Source organism: Pirellulales bacterium (assembly GCA_035533075.1).
GTDB lineage: Bacteria > Planctomycetota > Planctomycetia > Pirellulales > JAICIG01 > DASSFG01.
In genome coordinates, this window is record DATLUO010000191.1 from 1 (window position 1) to 18,303 (window position 18,303).

The window sequence follows — 18,303 nt, forward strand, 5'->3', positions numbered from 1 at the left end:
AGACCTTCAACTCGGCTTCAATTTCGTGACCGAGATGGATGTTGACGGTGTACAACCCCAGTTCCTTCAGCGGCCCTTTGAGCCGCACCTGATCGGAAGTGACGGTGACCTCGCTCCGCTTCAGGGCGCTCACGATGTCGCCGGCGCCGACCGAGCCGTAGAGATGGCCTTCTTCGTTGGCATTGGCTTCGATCGTGATGCTTTGCCGCGCGAGCTGATCGGCCAAGGTGCGCAGACCGACCAATCGCTGGTTCTGGATCTCTTGCAGCCGGGCCTTGTGCTTTTCGATCATCCGTTTGTGATGGTCGGTGGCGATCGCCGCCAGACCTTGCGGCAAAAGATAATTTCGGGCGTAGCCCGGTTTGACCGAGACCACGTCGCCCTGCTTGCCGAGGTGATCGACGGACTGAATCAGCAGCAGCTCGATGCCGCCGTGCGGGCCGCGGGCCAGACGCTTGTTGCGACGGGCGGGTTTGGTCGAAGATTTTGAGGGCATACCGAAGGGTTCAGGGTTCAGGGTTCAGGGTTCAGGAAATTGCAAATTGCAAATTGCAAATTGCAAATTGCAAATTTGCAATTGCCGCAAGGCACTGGCCACGGACAACGGACCACGGACTAGAATGGAATATCATCTGCGGGCGGCTGCGTCGGAGCGCCGCTGGGTTCGGCATAGCTTTCCGAGGGCGCTCCGTATTCGGCCTCGTCGAAACCGCCGCGCTGGGCTGGCTTGGCGCCTCCTGCGCCGCTTCCGCCCTTCGTCCCAAGCAGTTGCAATCGCTCCCCGACGACTTTGAGCTTGGAACGCTTGTCGCCCGTGTTCTTATCCTGCCATTGATCCATTTTGAGGTGCCCTTCGATGAGCACGGGCGACCCCTTGCGAAGGTATTCCGCCGCCACCTCCGCGTTTCGCTCCCATAAGGTGACATCCACAAAAACTGGCTCCTCAGCCCAGTCGCCGTTGGGAGTCTTGCGGCGATTGTTGACGGCCAGCCCGATCTCGGTGACCGCCGTTCCGCTGGGAATGTAGCGCAACTCGGGGTCGCGCGTCAAGTTGCCTACCAGGATGACTCGATTGAAGCTCGCCATGGCTGACCTCGCTGTGTTTGACTCGATGCTGGTTCTGGTGCGGTTACGCCCGTCCCGGCCCGCCGGGACACGAATTCTGCGCGGTCGCCAGAATTCTCACGAATTCTGCTACCCGGTAGGCCCCGCTAGCTTACGTCGCCGACCTCTTCCATCTCCGGCACTTCTTCCACGACCTCGCTCACGACATCCTTATCCTTCTCTTCCTTCTCCTCGGCTTTGCGGGCCTTCTCGCCGGACACGGCCGTGGCATGGCTGACCAGCGCGTCGACGATGCGCGGGTCGATGCGGATGACCAAGGAACGCATGATGCTCTCGCTCAATTGACAATCACGCTCGAGCGTCGTCAACTGTTTGCCGTCCATCCGGAAATACGTCAGCCAATACGTCCCCTTCCGCTGCCCGTTGACCGGATACGCCAGGCGGCGCTCTTCCCACAAGCGGCTGACGAGCATCTCGCCCCCCAGTTTCTGGACAAAATCGGCGACCTGCGCCGACACTCCGCCGGGATCGCGGCTATAGCGGTTCGAATCGAAAAGGAACAATCCTTCGTAAACGTTCAAGGCCAAGACTTCACTCCTGTCAGCTTCATACATTATATTGATTCATGCACGGCCCGATACCCTCACGGGCCCAGACCACCACGGCGTCGGCCGCCCGGACCACCGCCAGTTCCACCTCTTCCCGTTCGTCTTTGCCGAAGTTCCCCAGCACGTAGTTGACCGGATCCCATCCTTCGGGCGGCGAACCGATGCCCACCCTCAAGCGAGCCAACTCATCGGTGCCCAAGGCACGAATGATGTCTTCCAGCCCCTTTTGTCCGCCCGACGACCCCTTGCTTCTTGCCCGCAGCCGGGCCAAAGGCAAGTTGAAGTCGTCGCACACGACGAGCAACTCGCTGTTTTCCAGCTTATAAAAGTCGCGGGCCAGCACCACGCTGGCGCCGCTGCGGTTCATAAACGTGTGCGGCCACAACAGCAAAGCCCGCTGGCCGCCCAACTCGGCGTCGGCCACTTCGCCCTGAAAGGCCGATTTGGCCGGTCCGTTGGCAAACCGGCGCGCCAGGTTCCCCAACACTTCGTAGCCAATATTGTGCCGGGTGGCCTGGTACTTTCGGCCGGGATTGCCCAGCCCCACCACCAATTTCATGGGCCGTCAGCTTTCTTCCCCCTCCTCTTCGCCCGCCTTGCGTCCGATCAATTCCGGTTCGGCGCCCTCGCTCGGCAGCGCGGCGGCTTCTTCCTCGGCCTTCGGCAGCACGCACTGCGCGATCACCGTTTCGCCCGGCGTCACCAGCGTCGTGCCGGGCGGCAGCTCGATGTCGGCCGCGGTGAGCGAGTGGTCAAGGCCCAAGCCATTGATGCGCAGGCTGAGTTTTTCAGGGATCGCCGTCACGAGGCACTCGACGTCCACTTGGTGAACGAACTGGCTGACAATGCCGCCCTCTTTCACGCCCGGTGCTTCGCCGCGCAGCTCGACCACGACTTCGACCTCGACCTTCTCGTCGGCCGAGACGCGGGTCAGGTCCATGTGCAGCACTTCCAGACCGAACGTGTCCCATTGCAGGTCGCGGATGAACGCCTTTTCTTTGACGGCGCCGTCCAGGTCGACCACGCGGGCGCCGTGCCGCACGGCCGATCTCACCTGGTCCACGGGCACCGAGAGGCTGAGGCTCGCTTCGCCGTGCCCGTACAAAATGGCCGGCACCGCCCCCAACTGACGCAAGCGGCGCGTGTGCCGCTTGCCTTTGCCACTGCGTACTTCGACTTTCAAAACTTCCGACATTTTAACTTCCTAGTAGTCCGAACGGCCGGCCGGTGTTCCCTGCCCGACGACCATCGCCCAGATCGATGGGTGGGTCCGCCGGCAAACGAGCGTCTGCGCGAAGCGCGCAACGACTCCCTGCGCCGACCGCCACGACGAAGCGACGGCGCGAATTTCGCTATTTTGCCCGAAGCAGGGCAAATTGCAACCCCATTTGCCAAGAATCCGGAGGATCGCCTCAGCCGCCGTCCCAGTAGGGCGTTTTTCGACGGTAAAGATCAAGCCGCCGCTCGATCTGGCGGGCAAGAGATAAGCGTCGAGCGCCTGGGCCTGCGTGTCCTGCTGGCCCGCGTAAAGGGCCGATTCCTCGTCTTGGTAGCCGTCCACCGAATGGTTGTTGTCTTGGATGTCGGTCAGACCTTCGCCGTCGGTGGTCTGCGTGTCGAGCAACTCGGCACCCGCGTCGTCGGTGCCTTGCTGCGTGATGGCCGGCATCACCAGGCCGGCGAAATTGGCATAAGGCGTGTCGTAGTCGCCTTGTCGCGTCGTCTGGGCATCGGCCACCGCCGTGGCATAATCGGCCGCCGTGCCGCCGATGGCCAGGTTGTAGTCGGCCAGCGCCATGGCCTGCCGATAATCGTGCTGCGCTTGCCCCACGCCGTCCTCAAAGCCCCTGCTGGCCGGGTCGAGCGACTGCTCGAATGCCGCCTCATCGTCGGTGAGCGTGGTCGAGAGTTGTTCGCTCGCATTGGCCGCGCCGTCGGCCGCCGTCTTGTCGGCCAGGTCGATCGTGTCGATCTCGGTGACAAAGTCGCTGGCGTTGGTGTCGGCATAGCTCATCTCGGCCGTGCCAAGCTGGCTGACGTAGAGCTGATAGTTGGCGGCTGCCTCACGGCCCAGGCGGCTTGCGCCCCGGTCAGCCCGGCCTGCGAATTCGCCCGTAACAGTTTAGCCTCCTGACCGTGACCGGGCCGCGATGCGCGGTCGGGCCGCGCATCGGCACCGGGGGAGGCGGTGTAAAGAGATTGCGACACGGCGCCAGGGAATCGAACGCCTCGCTGCCACGGTCAACCGCCGCGCTCGCGACAACACACCAGAGAAACTCGACGCAAACGCGCAGCAGACAACGCCTCGGCAATCGCTTCGCGATGCGAGGTGTCCCGACAGAATCGGCGCGGCGCCGTTACTCATGCACCACCGGCGGCTGCAAGGGAACAGCACGCCAACGCGGCGACTTCTTTTCAATCGCCACGCCCAATGCCACACTCAGCCCTCAAGGGCCGCTGTAAAGTCGCCGTAAAGACTGCTCCGCGGAATGCGTCTTCGGGGCCGCGGCGGCTTCGCCTTCATCCAACGCCCGCTGAAGCTTGTCGACCGTGGCCGCGTGGGCCGCATGCCTGCCGTCCAAGGTCCTTCCGCACTGCGGCGGGCATCAGCCCCACACGGCAGTTGGCAACGGCCAGTTGTGAGCCGGCTATCTGTCGCTGAATGCCGTTGGCTTACGGCTCCGCTTGCGGACATAAATGCCTTCGATCAATTCCTCGTATCCCGACACCATCCGCTCCAACGACCAGCGATCGACGACCGTCCGCCGGCCGGCCTGGCCAAGGCGAGAGGCAAGTCCCGAATGGTTGAGTAACTCCGTCACGCGGGCGGCCAATGCGGACTCGTCGCCCGGCGCAACCAGGTAGCCGTTTTCGCCGTCGTGGACGGATTCGGGAACGGAGCCGACCCGCGTGGCGACCACCGGCTTGCCGCACGAAAGCGCTTCGAGAATCGATACCGGGTTGGCCTCCATGTGCGACGTCAGCAGCACCACGTCGACCAGCGACAATAGTTGCGGTATGTCGCTGCGCGTGCCCAAGAAATGGACGTGGCCGTTCAACCCCAACTCGTCGCGCAAGACTTGCAGCGCGGCCCGACGGGCACCGTCGCCGATGACCAGGAACTGCGCATCGGGGCGGGACCGACAAACGCGCGCCGCCGAGCGCAGGAACAGCTCGTGGTTCTTTTCAGGACGCAACGCCGCCACGATCGCCGCGACGGGCGCCGAGGGCGGCAGACCAAGCTCGCTGCGCAACGCCGCATCCGGCGAAAGCGGACGGAAACGTTCGACGTCGACGCCGTTGGGAATGACGCGGACTTTGCTTTCCGGGCAACCTTCGTGTTCGGCCAGATAGCGCGCGTGCGGCTGCGCCACCGCGATGAAGGCGTCGGTAATCGGGGCCAGACGTCGATTGAGCCATTCCACGTGGTCGGGCAGCCCCGTCGAGTGCAACGCCGACGCGATCACCCCCACGCCTGCTCGCCAGGCCGCCAGACGTCCCCAAAACATTTTGTCTCCGCCCGTGCCCACCGTGACCACCGCATCGACCTGCCGCCGGCGCAGCAACCGCGTCAGGCGGCCTAGAACCGCCAGATCGTATTTGTGCCTCAGCAGGCCGGTGAACGTGGGGATTTCCTCAGCCAACACTTCGCCGAGCGGCCCCAGATACTTCAGGCAGCAAAGTTCCGGCGAGAACCGGTCGCGATCGAGCCTGCGCGCCAGGTTGACCAAGAGCGTCTCGGCACCGCCCACCGGCATACAGGTGATGACGAACATGACCCGCAACGGCCGGCCGGCGGGGCGAACGCCGTCATCCGGTCGCTGCGTCGCAGCGGGCGCGGGCCAGGTCAGCAAGGAAGAATCCGAATCGCTCATGGAAGACACCTTTCTAAATCGTAGGCTGGGAGTCACCCACCGCGGTCTCGGCAAGATCCGGGGGTGCCCACCCCGCACCCACACATCGTCGCCAGGCTGCTTTGGCCGCTGCCGCCAAGGTCTGCTGTTCGTCGAGAGTCAAAAGCCAGTTGCCACGACAGGCGGCCACGACCAAGCCGGCGAGCACGGCGACGGCCGGATATGGCCCGCCCGCGATCGCCACGGGGGCCGCGGCGACGATCAGCGTGCCGCAGTGGAACCGCATGCCGCACGACCAGGCCGAGAGATACATCAAGGCCAGCATCACGAAGTTCGCGGCGGTGGTGGCCCAGGCGGTGCCGAAGACCCCGTAAGTCGGCAGCAGCCAGGCATTGAGCGCCACGGTCACCATCAGCCCCGACAACAACGAGAGACTGGCAAGCCGCGCCCGCTCGGCGCACCAAAGATAGTTCGTGGCGACGACCGCCAGCGAGCCCCAGGCGCAATAGATCAGCGTCCAGGGGAGCAGGGCGATTCCGGTTGCATATTTGCCGGCCCAGGCCAGGCCGAACAAGAGCGGCGAAGCGACCAGCAGGCCGACGCTCGCCGCGTACAAGCTCATCGCCAGCAGCTTCAGAATCAGGTTCATTTTTTGCGACACTTCTTCGCGGCGGCCGGCTTCCCAATCGTGGGCCAGGTGCGGCGTGGCCAGCCCGGCGATCATTTCGGCCACTCCCAGAAACAGCAGCGACACCACGCGGGCGCTGTGGTATTGGCCGACCTGCTCCATCGCCGCCGGCTCGCTCAATCCGCTGAAATGGATCAGCATCCAACGGTCCGCCAGTCCGAAGGTGTTGGCCAGCGCGTTGGTGATCCAGACCCATGCGGCGAAGGGAAGCACCTGCCGCCAGATCGAGCTGCCCGGTCCGCCGCGCCACGCAAGGTGCTGTTCACCGCGGGCGTCGACGAGCGGGGCCGCTTCCTCCTGAATCCTGCGCCAAGTCGTGAACAGCCAGGCGAGGCCGACGCAACTCGAGACGGTGGCTGCCGCCGCGAACGACCAGACGACGCACCGAGCGCTGGCCTCGAAACCGACCAGCAAAGCGACGCCGATGGCCGCGAACGCCAGGCTATTGCAGAACTGCAATAGCGACACGGCGCGCGTCATCCGCAACGAGTTGAACACGGCGACCAGCAGCGTATGAACAATCCAAGTCATCAGCACGACCGCCAGCAAGGCGACGAACGCTCCTTGCCGTCGGTCGTTGAAAAAGACCTCCGCCAGCCAGTCGCGCCGCCAGGCAACCGCCGCCGCCGCGACGAGCGCGAACAAGCCGGTACCGCCGCCGGTCCGCCGCAAAAACGGCTTGAGCCGTCCTCGCTGCCGGTAATACTCGGCATACCTGCCGAGCGAGCCTGGCAACCCCAACACGACCAGCGGCGCAGCCAACATCAAAAAGCCGTAGGCCAAATCCCATTGGCCGAGCTGGTCGACATCGAGCCAGCGGCAAAACAGGATGCCACGGGCAAAGCCGACCAAGCGTTGCGCCACCGTCAGCGCCAGCAGCATGGCAACGCCGCTGGCCAACGTGTCAGTTTTGAGTTGCGGCCGAGGAGACATGGGGTGGTGGTCAGTGGTCAGTGGTCAGTGGTTAGTGGTTAGTGCTTAGTGGTTAGTGATTAGTGGTTAGTGGTTAGTGGTCAGTGGTTAGTGGTTAGTGGTTAGTGATGAGCGGGTGCTGGCTGGTGGTTAAAGGCCAATTGCTCTTACGCGAAGCGGCTCGTAGCGTATAGCGCCGCACGTTCAGCTTGCGCGGATCGATGGTCAGCCAGTTCTTGAAACGGAGCATGTCGTCGTCGGCGTGAATCCGCTGCAGGTGAAAGGCGTCGTCGCCCGGAAAGTTATAGCCGCCATAGGCCGAGCAGATGGCGTCGTAGCCGGCGTGGCGGGCCATTTGAAATGCCAGTTGATTCAGATTCGCATACTGTCCGTAAGGGAAGGCGAAATAGCGTACGGGCCGGCCGATGGCCTCAGCGAGCTCCCGCCCGGCGACGGCGACCTCGTTGTGCAAGATGTCGGCGTCGTTGATTCGACCCAAGTCGCAATGCGTGCGCGTATGGGCGCCAATTTCGATGCCGGCCGCGGCCATCTCGCGCAATTCGTCGATCGTATTCGGCGGCAAAGGCTGCCCGCGGGCGAGATCGTGCGGAAACGGCGCCGCTTCCAACACGTGCCGGGTAGACACGAAGTACGTGCAGGGCACGCCTTCGTCGAGCAACAGCGGAATGGCACGCTGGCAGTTCTCGGCGTAACCATCGTCGAACGTGATGCTGACGGCGGGCCGCGGGTTGTTTCCGTTGCGCAGCCGCTGCTGAGCCTCAGCCAGAGAGACCAGGTCGAAGTGCCGCTTGAGCCAGCGCACCTGCCGGGCAAACATATCGAACCGACAGGTCCAGTCGTTCGGGCGATCGTCGGCGACGCGATGATAGAAGAGCACCACGACCGGCGCGCGGCCGGTCGCCGCCCGGCGCCGGTTGAGTCGGGCGCGGACGGGCAGACTGCCGTAATAATAGAGGGTCAGCAGGCTTTTTTTCCACATGTCGCCACGGCCCAGTTCTTGGTGGATTGCCAATGGTTTTTTCCTTCCAGCGCGGCCCGCCAAAGCTTGTGCCGCAACCGGGCCAACGGCCGCCTGGCCGCAATGCGGAATTGCACCAGCGGCTCCGGTTGGGCGCCCCAGGTCGATTTATAAGCCTCGTCACCGCGCAGAAAATCGAAGTACCGGCAGCCCTCGGCGATGGCTCGTTTCAACGACGCCGCTTGCAGCAACCAGCCCGGACTGATCTCGGCCAGGCCCGGCTCGATTCCGGTCTGATAGTAAAACAGCGCGTCGCCGCCCAGCAGGTCGAACTCGACGGCCCCCGGCCGGCGGTCGACTTCCAACCACTGCAAGCGGAGCCGGCCGAGCCGCTGAAAGCGCAGCGCCGACTCGGCCAAGAAGCCCTCGAACTGCGGCAGCGCGAAACAGCCCGCTTCGCCCAGGCTGCTGCGTCGTGCCTGATGCAGGCGATGCAGCACGTCGAGTCCCTGCGAGATGCCTCGCGCATCGTCGGCGGTTTGCAGTTTCGCCCGCCCGCTCTCGAAGAACTCGCGTTCTTGCGCGCGAATCTTGGCCCGGCGCTTTTTGGATAACCGGCCCACCAACTCGTCCCAACTGGCGGGCAGCGTCAGCCGCCAGATTTGCTCGCGCTGGCGCCGAAAGGCCCGGCACCCCGTCGCCGACAGCTCGTCGGCAAGCCGGGCAAGCACGACGTCGCTGGAGGCAACGCCATCGAAGTCCAGTAAATCCCATTTTCCGGACGCTTCGTGCGTCAGCCATGACGCCAGCCGGCCGACGACCTGGTCCGCAACCGGGCAGTCGGCGAGCACGCTGAGGTACTCGGAGCAAACCTTGCCGGAGCCGAGAAACCGCAGCACGCGACCGTGCCAGCCGTCGCGCGACAGATACCAGGGCGCCAGTGCCACGAGCCTTCGCTCGCGATCGTAAACCGCCGGAACGAACAGTTCGTCGCCCGCACGCCGGAAGTGCCGCCACCAGGTGGCCAGCCACTCGCTGCGGCGAAAGGGAACCGTCCCTGCCAACGCGTTCCACTCGTCGGCGACGGCGGCCAATCGCCGTTCGTCTTGAATGAGTTCCACTTCGAGCTGCATGGGTGCCCTCTTAAACGACTTGGGCCAGCGCGGCGGCCCGCTTCCAACCGGCGCGGAGCCAGTGGCGCACCTGCAGGCCGGCGCGCCACGCGCCGCCGCGAAACCGGTCGGCCGCGCGGGTCGACCAGAGGCTCACCTGCAGGCTGGGCCGCGGATGTGCCCGCCAATGGGCCTTGTAAGGTTCGTCGCCGCGCAACAGATCGAAGGCCCGATAGCCTTGCTCGATCGCCATCCGCAACGTGGCGATCATCGCCAGGCGGCCCGGCTCGAAATCGAGCGCCGCGGGGTCGATGCCCGACTGGTAGGCGTAGACCACGTCTTGGCCGAGCACCTGGTATTCGGCGGCCACCGGCCGGCCGTCCAGGTCGACCTGTGCCAGGCGCAGCAGGCGATCGGCCAGAAGCTGCCGCGCCACCTGCTGGTGAAAGTCGGCGAAGCGGTCGTCGGCAAAGCGTCCTCTTTGACCCAGTCCTCCGCGACGGCGTTGGTGCAGTTCGCCGAGCGTCGCCAGGCCGCGATCGAGATCGGCCGGGTCGCTGCCGATCCGCACCACCGCGCGGCCGGTAGCGAACAGCCGCCGCTCGAGCCGCCGCACTTGTTTGCGGTGCGACTTCGAGAGCGAAGCCAGATAGTCGTCCCAACTCGGCGGCAAGTCGATCCGCCAGCAGTTCGGTCCTGGCTGCGACCAGGCCAGCGAGCCGCGGGCGATCATCTGCTCGATGAAGCGACAGGTGACGCGGTCGCCGGCATCGACGCCACTCAACATCAGCACGTTCCACGGCGGGTTCTCGGCACACGGCTCTTGGCACAGCCAATCGGCCAGGGCGTCGGCCACTTCCGCTTCATGATCGGGCAGGGAGAGAATCGAAAGATAGTCGCTGCACACGTTGCCCGAACCGAGGAAGCGGACGACGTTGCCCTGCCTGGCCGACGAATCAAGACACCACGGGGCCAAACCGACGAGCGTCTGGTCGCGATCGTAGACCGCCAGCGCGAAGAGCCGCCGGGGGCCGCCGTGGTCGTCGGCATGACCGTAGAGCCGCCACCAGGCGCCCAGCCAGCTCCACGACCGAAACGGCACGCCGCGGGCCAGCGCAGTCCAATAGGGCGCCAGCCCGGCTAGCTCGTCCCAGCCGGTGATGCACTCGACCTCCATTCTCAAATGTAGGTCACGATGCCCAACCTACGTCGATAACCAGCGTCCCTTGTCAAATCCATTACAATCATAGGTTTTGCCCTTGCTCGCGGGGGCAATCTGCCAAGAATTGAGTTTCAGGTCTTCCGCCATGCTGCCGCTTGTTTCCAATTCTTCGACGCCTCTGTTCCGCGATCACTCGCGGCACTTCGCGAACAACCGTTTCGCCTACCCCGTCGTCAGCCGGCGGTCGGGCGGAATCTCCGTGGGCGTCAATCTGAACCCCGACAAAGTCTGCAACTTCGACTGCATCTATTGCCAGGTGAACCGGGTCGATCAAAGCGAGACGCGGTTCGTGGAGCAGGCGGAAATGCTGGCCGAGCTTGATGCGATGCTGAGGCTCGTCACGTCGGGCGAGTTATTCACCGACGACAAATTCGCGGGCACGCCCCCGCGACTGCGGCGTTTGAACGACATCGCCTTCAGCGGCGACGGCGAGCCGACGACCTATCGCAACTTCGACGAAATCATCGAGGCCTGCGCCGAGGTGAAGCGGCGGCACGGACTGGGCGACGTCAAAATGGTGCTGATCACCAACGCCAGCATGTTCCATCGGCCGGCGGTCGAGCGGGGGCTGGCCATTCTCGACGCCAATCAAGGCGAGATTTGGGCAAAGCTCGAAGCCGGCAGCGAGGCCTATTATCGACTCGTCGAGCGGACCACGATTCCCTTCGAGCGTATTTTGGCGAACATCACAGCCGCCGCGCGCCTGCGGCCGCTGGTGATTCAGGCGCTCTTCATGCGGATTCGGGGCGACGCGCCGTCGGGCCAGGAGCAATCGGCCTTCTGCGACCGATTGAACGAAATCGTGGCGGCCGGCGGCAAGCTGAAGCTGGTGCAGATCTACACGGTGGCCCGTCCGCCCGCCGAAAGCTTTGTGACCCCGCTCTCGGCCTCGGAGTTGGACGCGCTGGCCGCCCTGGTCCACACTCGCACCGGGCTGCCAACCGCGGTTTTTTAAGCATTCATGCAACGGTCCCTTCCGGAAAGCCCTTCCGTCCCGGCCCCACGCTGCTCGGTGCTGATGCCGGTTTACAATGCCGAACGGTACGTTGCGCAGGCGGTCGAGAGCATCCTGGGCCAAACGTTCCGTGACTTCGAGTTGGTGATCGTCGACGACGGCTCGACGGACCGCTCGCGAGAGATGCTGCACTACTTTGCGGCGGGCGATCCTCGCATTCGGCTCGTCAGCCGCGCGAACACCGGCTATTTGCGGGCCCTCAATGAAGGTCTGGCCCTGTGCCAGGGCGAATACGTGGCCCGCATGGACGCCGACGACATCGCCTTGCCCGAACGACTTCAGCGGCAGATCGCGTTTCTCGATAGGCATCCGGAGTGCCTGATGGTCGGTTCGGCCCTGTTGCGGATCGACGCCGACGGCGACGTGCTCTGCGAGGAGCCTTTGCCTGTGGTCCACGACGAAATCGAATCGCGATTGTGGAGCGGGCAAGGGGCGATCGGCCATCCGGCCGCCCTGGTGCGGCGGCAATCGCTGGTCGACGTCGGCGGCTACCGTGAGGAATACTATGGGGCCGAAGACCACGACCTGTGGCTGCGATTGGCCGAGCGCGGAAGGCTGGCAAACCTGGCCGAACCGCTGTTGATGTGCCGCATTCACACGGGCAACTTCACCTTTGTGAACGCCGAGCGTGGCCAGGCCGCGGCGCGTGCGGCGGTGGTCGATGCCAGCCGTCGGCGCGGCTGGCCCCAGCCCAGCTTTGGCGCGCTAGCCGCGCCGCAGTCGGCGGCCGAGCGTCAACGGGCATGGGCCCGCAGCGCGCTTTACGCCGGCCATTATCGCACCGCCCGCAAGCACGCTCTTGCCGCCTGGCGGCAGCGCCCTGGGCAAATCGACTCCTGGGTTCTGCTCGCCCACGCGGTTCTCGGCCGCTGGGCCAGGCCGCTCCGTTCGATGTACCGCCGCTTGCGGTGAGGCGTTACGTGCGCAATCAGAGCTTCAGCAGATCGGCCGCCCTGGCTCGATCGCCCGCCGTCAAGGCCTCGAACGCGGCCTCGATCCGGCGCTCTTGGGCCGGCGTAAAAGGAACGCCCGCGCCCGCCGGCGGCGGTTCGGGCACCAGCGCGTCGCCCAACGCTTGCACCAATTTCGCGATGCCGATGCCCGTGACCGCGCTCGTCTTGATGCCGCCAGGCCGATCTGCCGACGGCGACGCGACGTCGCACTTGCTGTGGACCAGCAATCCGTCGGGCCAACGCTCGACCAATGCCGCGTCGTCGTCGGTCCAGGGCTGGCCGGCGTCGAACACCAGCACGCGCAGATCGGCCGCCGACAGGCCGGCCAGAGCCAACTCGACGCCCGCGGCCTCCAGCGCGTCGCCGGCATGGCGCAGGCCGGCCGTGTCGGAAAGTTCCACCGGCCAACCGGCGATGGCCGTGCGCACGGTCACCACGTCGCGCGTCGTGCCCGGCTGGTCGTAGACGATCGAGCGCCGATAACCGACCAGCGCGTTCACCAGGCTGCTTTTGCCCACGTTGGGTCTGCCCGCGATCACCACGCGAAAAGGTTCATTCAGGTGCCGTCCGGTCTGACAGCGCCGCGAAAGGGCTTTCAAGCGTTCTTCGGCGAGGCCCGCTGCCACGTCCGATGCCGCTTGAAGCAGCTCGACGCACTCGTCCAATTCGCGTTGGAGCGCTCCGTGATATTGGTCGAGCAAAATACTCGCGGTGCGAAGCGTGGGTGCGGAGGCGAGCGCCTCGGCGGCGGCGACAGCAATGTCATCGGGGGTGCGATCGCGAATCCAATCTCGCCACGAAATCAACTGGCAACCAAGTTGGGCCAGCGACTCAAGCAGGGCCGATGCGGCCGCCTGCCCGCCATGGCAATGGATTTCGATCGCGTCGGCACGGCGGCAGACGACCACTTCTTCACCGCATGGCTCAAAGCGGCCATAGACGACCTCACCGATGGCAACCGTTGTCAGTCGGCGGCCCGATGCGCTCGCGAACAGCCGTCCGACGGCCTCCGCGGCGCCGCTGCCGGAGACCGCCACAGTGGCCACCGCTCCGCGGCCGGGCGGCGTCAGCACGGCCGCCCTCAAGGGCCGTGATTCAGCCACCGCCGGAAAAAAGCTGATTGTACTGCGATTGGAGGGCATCGCGGGCCGCCTTGATCGACACAATGGCCTGAGCGAACCCTATGGCGGCGGCGCTGTTGTCGAGGTGGCCTCGGGACAACTCATCGACCTTCAAGGTCAGGTCGCCCAACGCGTTCATGGTCCGCACCAATTGCTTACGCCGTTCCGCACCGCTTGCTTGCTGCATGAGATCCCTTATTCTTTGCCTCGAACGTTCTACCTCTCAGTGTAACTGGGCAATCAAGCTGGGAGCAACCTCAGCACCCGCGGCTGCCGGCTGAGGGTGGACGCATCGAGTTGCAAGATGTCGCAGACCTGGGCGGGCCGTGCGAGGCGAAGCTTGGCCGTCGCGATCAAGATGTTCAACTGGCTGACCTTGAGGCCCCTTGAGCAAGAGCCCGACTACGGCTCGCGCCAAATGTGCTCCGGATAGGTTCGCTCGACGATCCGCCCAAACTCTTCCAGCGAGCGCCGCTGGCCTACGGAATGCCAGGGATTGATCCCTGCCAGCTCGGGCATGATTTCCAGCATCTGATCGACCAACGTCTCGGCCAAACGCTCGATCGACGCGTTCTGCGCCTTTTCGCGTATGGCCGCCACGGTCTTCATGATCCGCACGAGCCGGGCACGCTCCATGACGGGGGCCGACAGGGGCGCACCGCTATCGACGAGCAGATCGGCAACCGGCACCTCGAGCGCCTCTTGCCATTGGTAGAGCCGGCTGATCGTCAGGTCGGTGCCGGATTGTTCCTCGCGTCGCAACTCGCGCACGTCGGTGCGCAGCACTTGCCCCACTCGGCGCAGCGATACCCCTTGTTGTCGCCGCACTTCCTGAATGCGGTGCAGCGGCCGCGACGGTCCACTGACGCCGTTGACGGCCGCCGGGACCGTGCGAACTCCCTGCGCGTCAAGCTCGGATAGACTCATGCAACTCTCCTCGTTCGCGCCCCGTCCAGATGAATTGATTCACTCCGCTCGTTCGACAACCGCGCAGCACAACGGCCGCGGAAGAACAATGCCTCAAAGAACATCGCTGAGCGCCGCGCGCACCGCGCCCTCGAAGCGCGACGCCGCCGCTCACTCGGCAATTGAGTAGATGGTCAGAAAACTCCTAGCTGGGCCGACGTCGTTCGCCCGGCAGGTACGCGCTTCATGCCTTGAAGCGCACCCGCCGAAACGTTGCTTGCCCTATGACGCCGGCGACTCACTGGCTGACCCGTGTGCTGCGGAATGGGCCAAGATTTGGTGCCCGCCATCCCGCATTAGCTCAATAATAAGTCAGCCCGAAGGGTTGGACAAGTGGCGGAAGCGGAAAATTTAAGATAATCGGTGCGACCAACAAAAAAGGTCATGGCAATTCGGTCCATCGACTTGCCATGACCTCTATCCTGAAACGGGACCGCTTGTGTCCCGCCCTCCCAGCGTGCTGGTTATCCGCTTTATCGGCCGGGAGGGTCCGCCTTCTGTAACCGTTATGTCGATGAATTGTCGGACGGCGCCGGTGCGGGCGGCTCGTCGGTCTCGAACGTCGGCATGGGAGCCTCGAGTTGCTCGGTTCCAGTCGCAGCGGGCTGCTGGGTTGGCGTTTGGGCTGGATCGACCGTCGTGCCGCCGCCGTCGGCGCAGCCGTCGCAGCCGGCCGGAGCGTATCCCCAATTCTGATACCGGCGCAGATGGCAACGATGGACCCGCCCGTGGCAAGCCGGGCCGCAGCCCGCGGCAGCTCCGCAGGCGGCGTCCACGCAGGGGCCGGCGCCCCAGCCGAGCGGCCGATGGCGACGGTGGACCTTGATCGGGGGAGCACAGCAACCGCCGCCGTAGCCGCCGCCGCAGTAACCGTCCCAGACCCCATTGCAGCAACCGCTGTTGCCGCCGAAGCTGCAATGATGTCCGTGTCGGCCGCACCCGGCGCCGCCGCACGCGCCGTAGCCGCCGTAACCGTAGCCGCCGTTGCCATAACCGCCATAGCCGCCATAACCATAACCGGCGTTCGGGTATCCGGCGTAGCCAGGGTAGGAAGCGAACGAGGGTAGGGCGGGACCGGTCATGCCCGGCGCGGCGTTGACGCCGCCATAACCGAAGCTGCCGTTGCCATAACCGTAGTATGAAAAGCCGGTTGGGTTGGCCATCTCGGCCGCCTGGCCCGGCGACGAAGCACAGACCAAGGCGGCCACCAGGGCCGCCGCGAACCGCGTGATATTCAAGCACTTCATGTTTGGACTCCTTGTCACGATGAGGGTGAACTTTGGAAACATGGCTCACACTCAACGGTAAAGCAAACGCCACCGTTGCATTTTCTCAACCTCGCCCAGGCGCGATAAACTTGAGGGTTGGATCTGTGCCGTTCTTTCCGTGCCAAGGGACCCGTCAGTTGCTCGCCCTCTCCTGCCTACTCGGTATGATCGCTACGATCGTCTGTCTGCTCGCTTGGCGAGGCCTGCGCGGCACGACCTTCGCCGCCCCCGCGGCCTGGGCCGTCTTTTCGTTCGCAGCGTTGACCATCGACGCCGGCTACTCATGGATCCGGTTTCGCGGCAGCCTGCCGGCGGCCGCCCACGCCGACTACCTTGCGGGCATGACCACGTTGGCCCCGTTCGTCGCCTTGCTCGGAGCGAAGCGCCCGCAAGACCGGCCCTGGCAACTCATCGTCGCGTCGCTGCTGGGGCTGCTCGCCTTCCAAGACCTGCGGAGCTGGTCGATCGACCCGTCGGTCCCACCGGCGCCGCACGCGACGTGGTGCTGGCTGATAGCGGGACTGGTTTTCATGCAACTGCTGAACTATTTGCCCACGCGCTACGCGCCGGCGGCATGCATCGCCTTTGCCGGGCAAGTCTGTTTGCTCAGCGTCTGCTTTCCATTCTTGCCCGATGACACCCACCCTGCTTCGTTCGGTTTGCTGCTGCTGGCGGTCTCGACGTTCCTGGCCACCGCTCTTACACGACGGCGCACTTTCGGTCGGCGAGAACCGGAGGATGGCCTTCCTGGGCCGTCCGGTGAGAGAACGGACGGCCCAGGAAGGCCATCCTCCGAAAATGGAACCCGACGCCGGCCGGTCGGCGAGGGCTGGCAGCAGAGCTGGCTCGACTTCCGGAATACTTATGGCGTTCTCTGGTCGCTGCGCGTGGCGGAGCGGGTCAACGCGATGTCGGCGCAAAAGTGCCGCGCCAAGCTCACCTGGCAAGGAGTGCAGGCGGCGGACGAACCGGAAGTCGGCACTCTCGCCGCCGGCGAGGCAGAACCGGTTCATCAGGCATTGAAGGCCATCCTGCTTCGTTTTGTCAGCCACGAGTGGCTGCGAGCCCGGCACACCCTACGCGTTGCTGGGCAAGTTGGAACACGTCCGTAACGTCGGATTCTGCGGCCGCGCCCGCCGGGCCGACATCGACCAGCCGAGAACCGCCGCGGCGTCGAGCGGCCACAGCACCAGCGGCACGCGGCCGTCCCAGGGTCCGCGCCACCACAACCAAGCGCACAAAACCGCACCGAACAGACTCAACCATGCCAAGTCGCGAGCCAGAGCCGGACGTTGGCGCAAGAGCAGAACCAGCACGTAATAGCCTGGCGCCAGGAGCGGCACGAACCAGCGCACCGAGCAGCAGGGGCCGGCATAGTTGTTCGAGAGGGCCGCGTAAAGCAGCCAGGCGCCGCCGGCCAGCGCGGCGGCGAAAACCACTTCGGGCCTTTCCGGCATCCGGCGACGCAGGAGCACAACCAGCCCGACAGCCGCCAGCAACAGCGGCAAGTTGTAATTCAGGAAGCCGTGCTTGCCCAGCAAGAGCGCGGCGGAGTAAAGAACGAAATGGCCGGCCGTGCCGTGCGCCCAGCCGCCTGTCATGTTGGCGGTGCTGAAAGGCGAGCCCGGCCAGGCCAGATACTCGGCCACCGAGTTGGCCGGCCCGACGGTGCCGCCGGTCGCGTAGTTCACGGCGTGATGGGCAGCCAAGCAAGGCAGCGCCGCCAGGCCGAAGCAGCCCACGGCCACGATGCTCCGCGTTCGATAGGCGATGAGCGCCGCCGTGCATAGCAACAAAACGGGGCCCACGCCAAGATCGAGCGTGTAGCCGAGCCCGGACAGAAGCCCCGCGGTCGCACTCACGAATTTGGATGCACAACGTGCGTCGCTCGCCAAACGATCGAGCACCAGAATTAATAGCGCGAGCGTGGCCAGGAGCAGGATGTGATTGTTCACGTGCCGGACGTAAGGCAAGGCCAAAGTGGCCAGCGCCAGACTCGCCGCCAACAGCAAACCGTGGAGCCAGGGCAAGCCCTTCCGCCACGCCAGCCGCCAGATCGCCCAGATCGACACGACATAGGCCACGCCCGACGACAGAAGCGTCATCAGGTAGCAAAACAGCCGCGGATGCTCCCGGACCGTCAGCCCGGTAGACCACTTCAGAAGCTGATAACAGCCCGCCAGCCCAAACGCCGGCAAGGGAGACTTGTCGGAGTAGTAATGCCCGGCGATGAAGAGTTTGTCTTTCGTCCCCCGCGTGCGGAGCAACTCGTCGCCCGGTGCGTAGGGATTGGGGGCCGCGGCGGTCGCGGGCGAGCGGACGAAGAGCGATTCGTCGATCGAAAGAGCATGGCGGTCGACGAGCGATTCGACGGTGGCCAGCCGGCTGCCGTCGTTCCAGCCGCCCGCATAATCACGCGCGCTGACGGCCGCGATCAGTGCGGCCACGGCCACAACGGCAAGTTCCAGCCGGCCTCGCAGCGGGCGGCGGGGGGCGTCGATGCTGTCCGAGATCTCGTCCATGAGACCTGCACAATTTTG

At 64.8% G+C, this 18,303-nt stretch carries 19 protein-coding genes; 3 read left to right on the forward strand and 16 right to left on the reverse strand.

From position 1 onward, the window contains the following. The 11 genes from rplI to VNH11_23480 form a co-directional block, all read right to left on the reverse strand. Positions 1-496, reverse strand: a 496-nt coding sequence (gene rplI, locus VNH11_23430) for a 50S ribosomal protein L9 (protein ID HVA49337.1), incomplete at its 3' end; no start/stop codon positions are given. Between the two features lie 119 nt (positions 497-615). Next, positions 616-1,086 carry a single-stranded DNA-binding protein gene (gene ssb / locus VNH11_23435; protein HVA49338.1) on the reverse strand — a complete coding sequence of 157 codons (471 nt, stop codon included), beginning with the start codon at positions 1,084-1,086 and terminating at the stop codon, positions 616-618. 125 nt (positions 1,087-1,211) lie between these two features. Beyond that, complete coding sequence (gene rpsF / locus VNH11_23440; GenBank protein HVA49339.1) at positions 1,212-1,652, reverse strand: 30S ribosomal protein S6; 441 nt, start codon at positions 1,650-1,652, stop codon at positions 1,212-1,214. A 19-nt stretch (positions 1,653-1,671) separates the two neighbouring features. After that, positions 1,672-2,232: an aminoacyl-tRNA hydrolase gene (gene pth / locus VNH11_23445; protein HVA49340.1), complete on the reverse strand. Its 561-nt coding sequence runs from the start codon at positions 2,230-2,232 to the stop codon at positions 1,672-1,674. Between the two features lie 6 nt (positions 2,233-2,238). Beyond that, positions 2,239-2,868: a 50S ribosomal protein L25 gene (locus VNH11_23450; GenBank protein HVA49341.1), complete on the reverse strand. Its 630-nt coding sequence runs from the start codon at positions 2,866-2,868 to the stop codon at positions 2,239-2,241. 9 nt (positions 2,869-2,877) lie between these two features. Beyond that, positions 2,878-3,687 carry a hypothetical protein gene (locus VNH11_23455; protein ID HVA49342.1) on the reverse strand — a complete coding sequence of 270 codons (810 nt, stop codon included), beginning with the start codon at positions 3,685-3,687 and terminating at the stop codon, positions 2,878-2,880. A gap of 634 nt (positions 3,688-4,321) precedes the next feature. Then, entirely contained in the window at positions 4,322-5,548 is a 1,227-nt protein-coding gene (locus VNH11_23460; protein ID HVA49343.1) for a glycosyltransferase, read from the reverse strand. A gap of 13 nt (positions 5,549-5,561) precedes the next feature. Continuing rightward, complete coding sequence (locus VNH11_23465) at positions 5,562-7,148, reverse strand: lipopolysaccharide biosynthesis protein (protein ID HVA49344.1); 1,587 nt, start codon at positions 7,146-7,148, stop codon at positions 5,562-5,564. 94 nt (positions 7,149-7,242) lie between these two features. Next, positions 7,243-8,160 carry a polysaccharide deacetylase family protein gene (locus VNH11_23470; GenBank protein HVA49345.1) on the reverse strand — a complete coding sequence of 306 codons (918 nt, stop codon included), beginning with the start codon at positions 8,158-8,160 and terminating at the stop codon, positions 7,243-7,245. Next, on the reverse strand, positions 8,106-9,239 hold the full coding sequence (locus tag VNH11_23475; GenBank protein HVA49346.1) for a GNAT family N-acetyltransferase: 1,134 nt from the start codon (positions 9,237-9,239) through the stop codon (positions 8,106-8,108). The genes VNH11_23470 and VNH11_23475 overlap by 55 nt, the downstream gene beginning before the upstream one ends. A 10-nt stretch (positions 9,240-9,249) precedes the next feature. Next, complete coding sequence (locus tag VNH11_23480) at positions 9,250-10,395, reverse strand: GNAT family N-acetyltransferase (protein HVA49347.1); 1,146 nt, start codon at positions 10,393-10,395, stop codon at positions 9,250-9,252. Positions 10,396-10,525: 130 nt separating this feature from the next. On the opposite strand from VNH11_23480, the gene VNH11_23485 reads away from it, so the two are divergent. Next, entirely contained in the window at positions 10,526-11,395 is an 870-nt protein-coding gene (locus VNH11_23485; GenBank protein ID HVA49348.1) for a radical SAM protein, read from the forward strand. A gap of 6 nt (positions 11,396-11,401) precedes the next feature. Continuing rightward, positions 11,402-12,367 (forward strand): glycosyltransferase, encoded by a 966-nt coding sequence (locus tag VNH11_23490; GenBank protein HVA49349.1) that lies wholly within the window; start codon positions 11,402-11,404, stop codon positions 12,365-12,367. A gap of 16 nt (positions 12,368-12,383) precedes the next feature. On the opposite strand, the gene VNH11_23495 is transcribed toward VNH11_23490, so the two are convergent. The 4 genes from VNH11_23495 to VNH11_23510 all read right to left on the reverse strand — a co-directional run bounded on the left by VNH11_23495 (position 12,384) and on the right by VNH11_23510 (position 15,742). After that, complete coding sequence (locus tag VNH11_23495; protein HVA49350.1) at positions 12,384-13,481, reverse strand: GTPase; 1,098 nt, start codon at positions 13,479-13,481, stop codon at positions 12,384-12,386. 22 nt (positions 13,482-13,503) lie between these two features. Then, complete coding sequence (locus tag VNH11_23500; GenBank protein HVA49351.1) at positions 13,504-13,716, reverse strand: hypothetical protein; 213 nt, start codon at positions 13,714-13,716, stop codon at positions 13,504-13,506. Between the two features lie 215 nt (positions 13,717-13,931). Next, entirely contained in the window at positions 13,932-14,456 is a 525-nt protein-coding gene (locus tag VNH11_23505; GenBank protein ID HVA49352.1) for a hypothetical protein, read from the reverse strand. A 545-nt stretch (positions 14,457-15,001) separates the two neighbouring features. Next, positions 15,002-15,742, reverse strand: coding sequence for a hypothetical protein (locus VNH11_23510; protein HVA49353.1), 741 nt, complete (start codon positions 15,740-15,742; stop codon positions 15,002-15,004). A 185-nt stretch (positions 15,743-15,927) separates the two neighbouring features. Between VNH11_23510 and VNH11_23515 the strand changes: the two genes are divergently transcribed. Next, positions 15,928-16,875, forward strand: coding sequence for a hypothetical protein (locus VNH11_23515; protein ID HVA49354.1), 948 nt, complete (start codon positions 15,928-15,930; stop codon positions 16,873-16,875). Here VNH11_23515 and VNH11_23520 read toward each other — a convergent pair. Further along, a complete protein-coding gene (locus VNH11_23520; protein HVA49355.1) occupies positions 16,840-18,285 on the reverse strand; it encodes a hypothetical protein in 1,446 nt (481 codons plus the stop codon). The two genes, VNH11_23515 and VNH11_23520, sit on opposite strands and share 36 nt — an antisense overlap. Between the last annotated feature and the right edge of the window lie 18 nt (positions 18,286-18,303).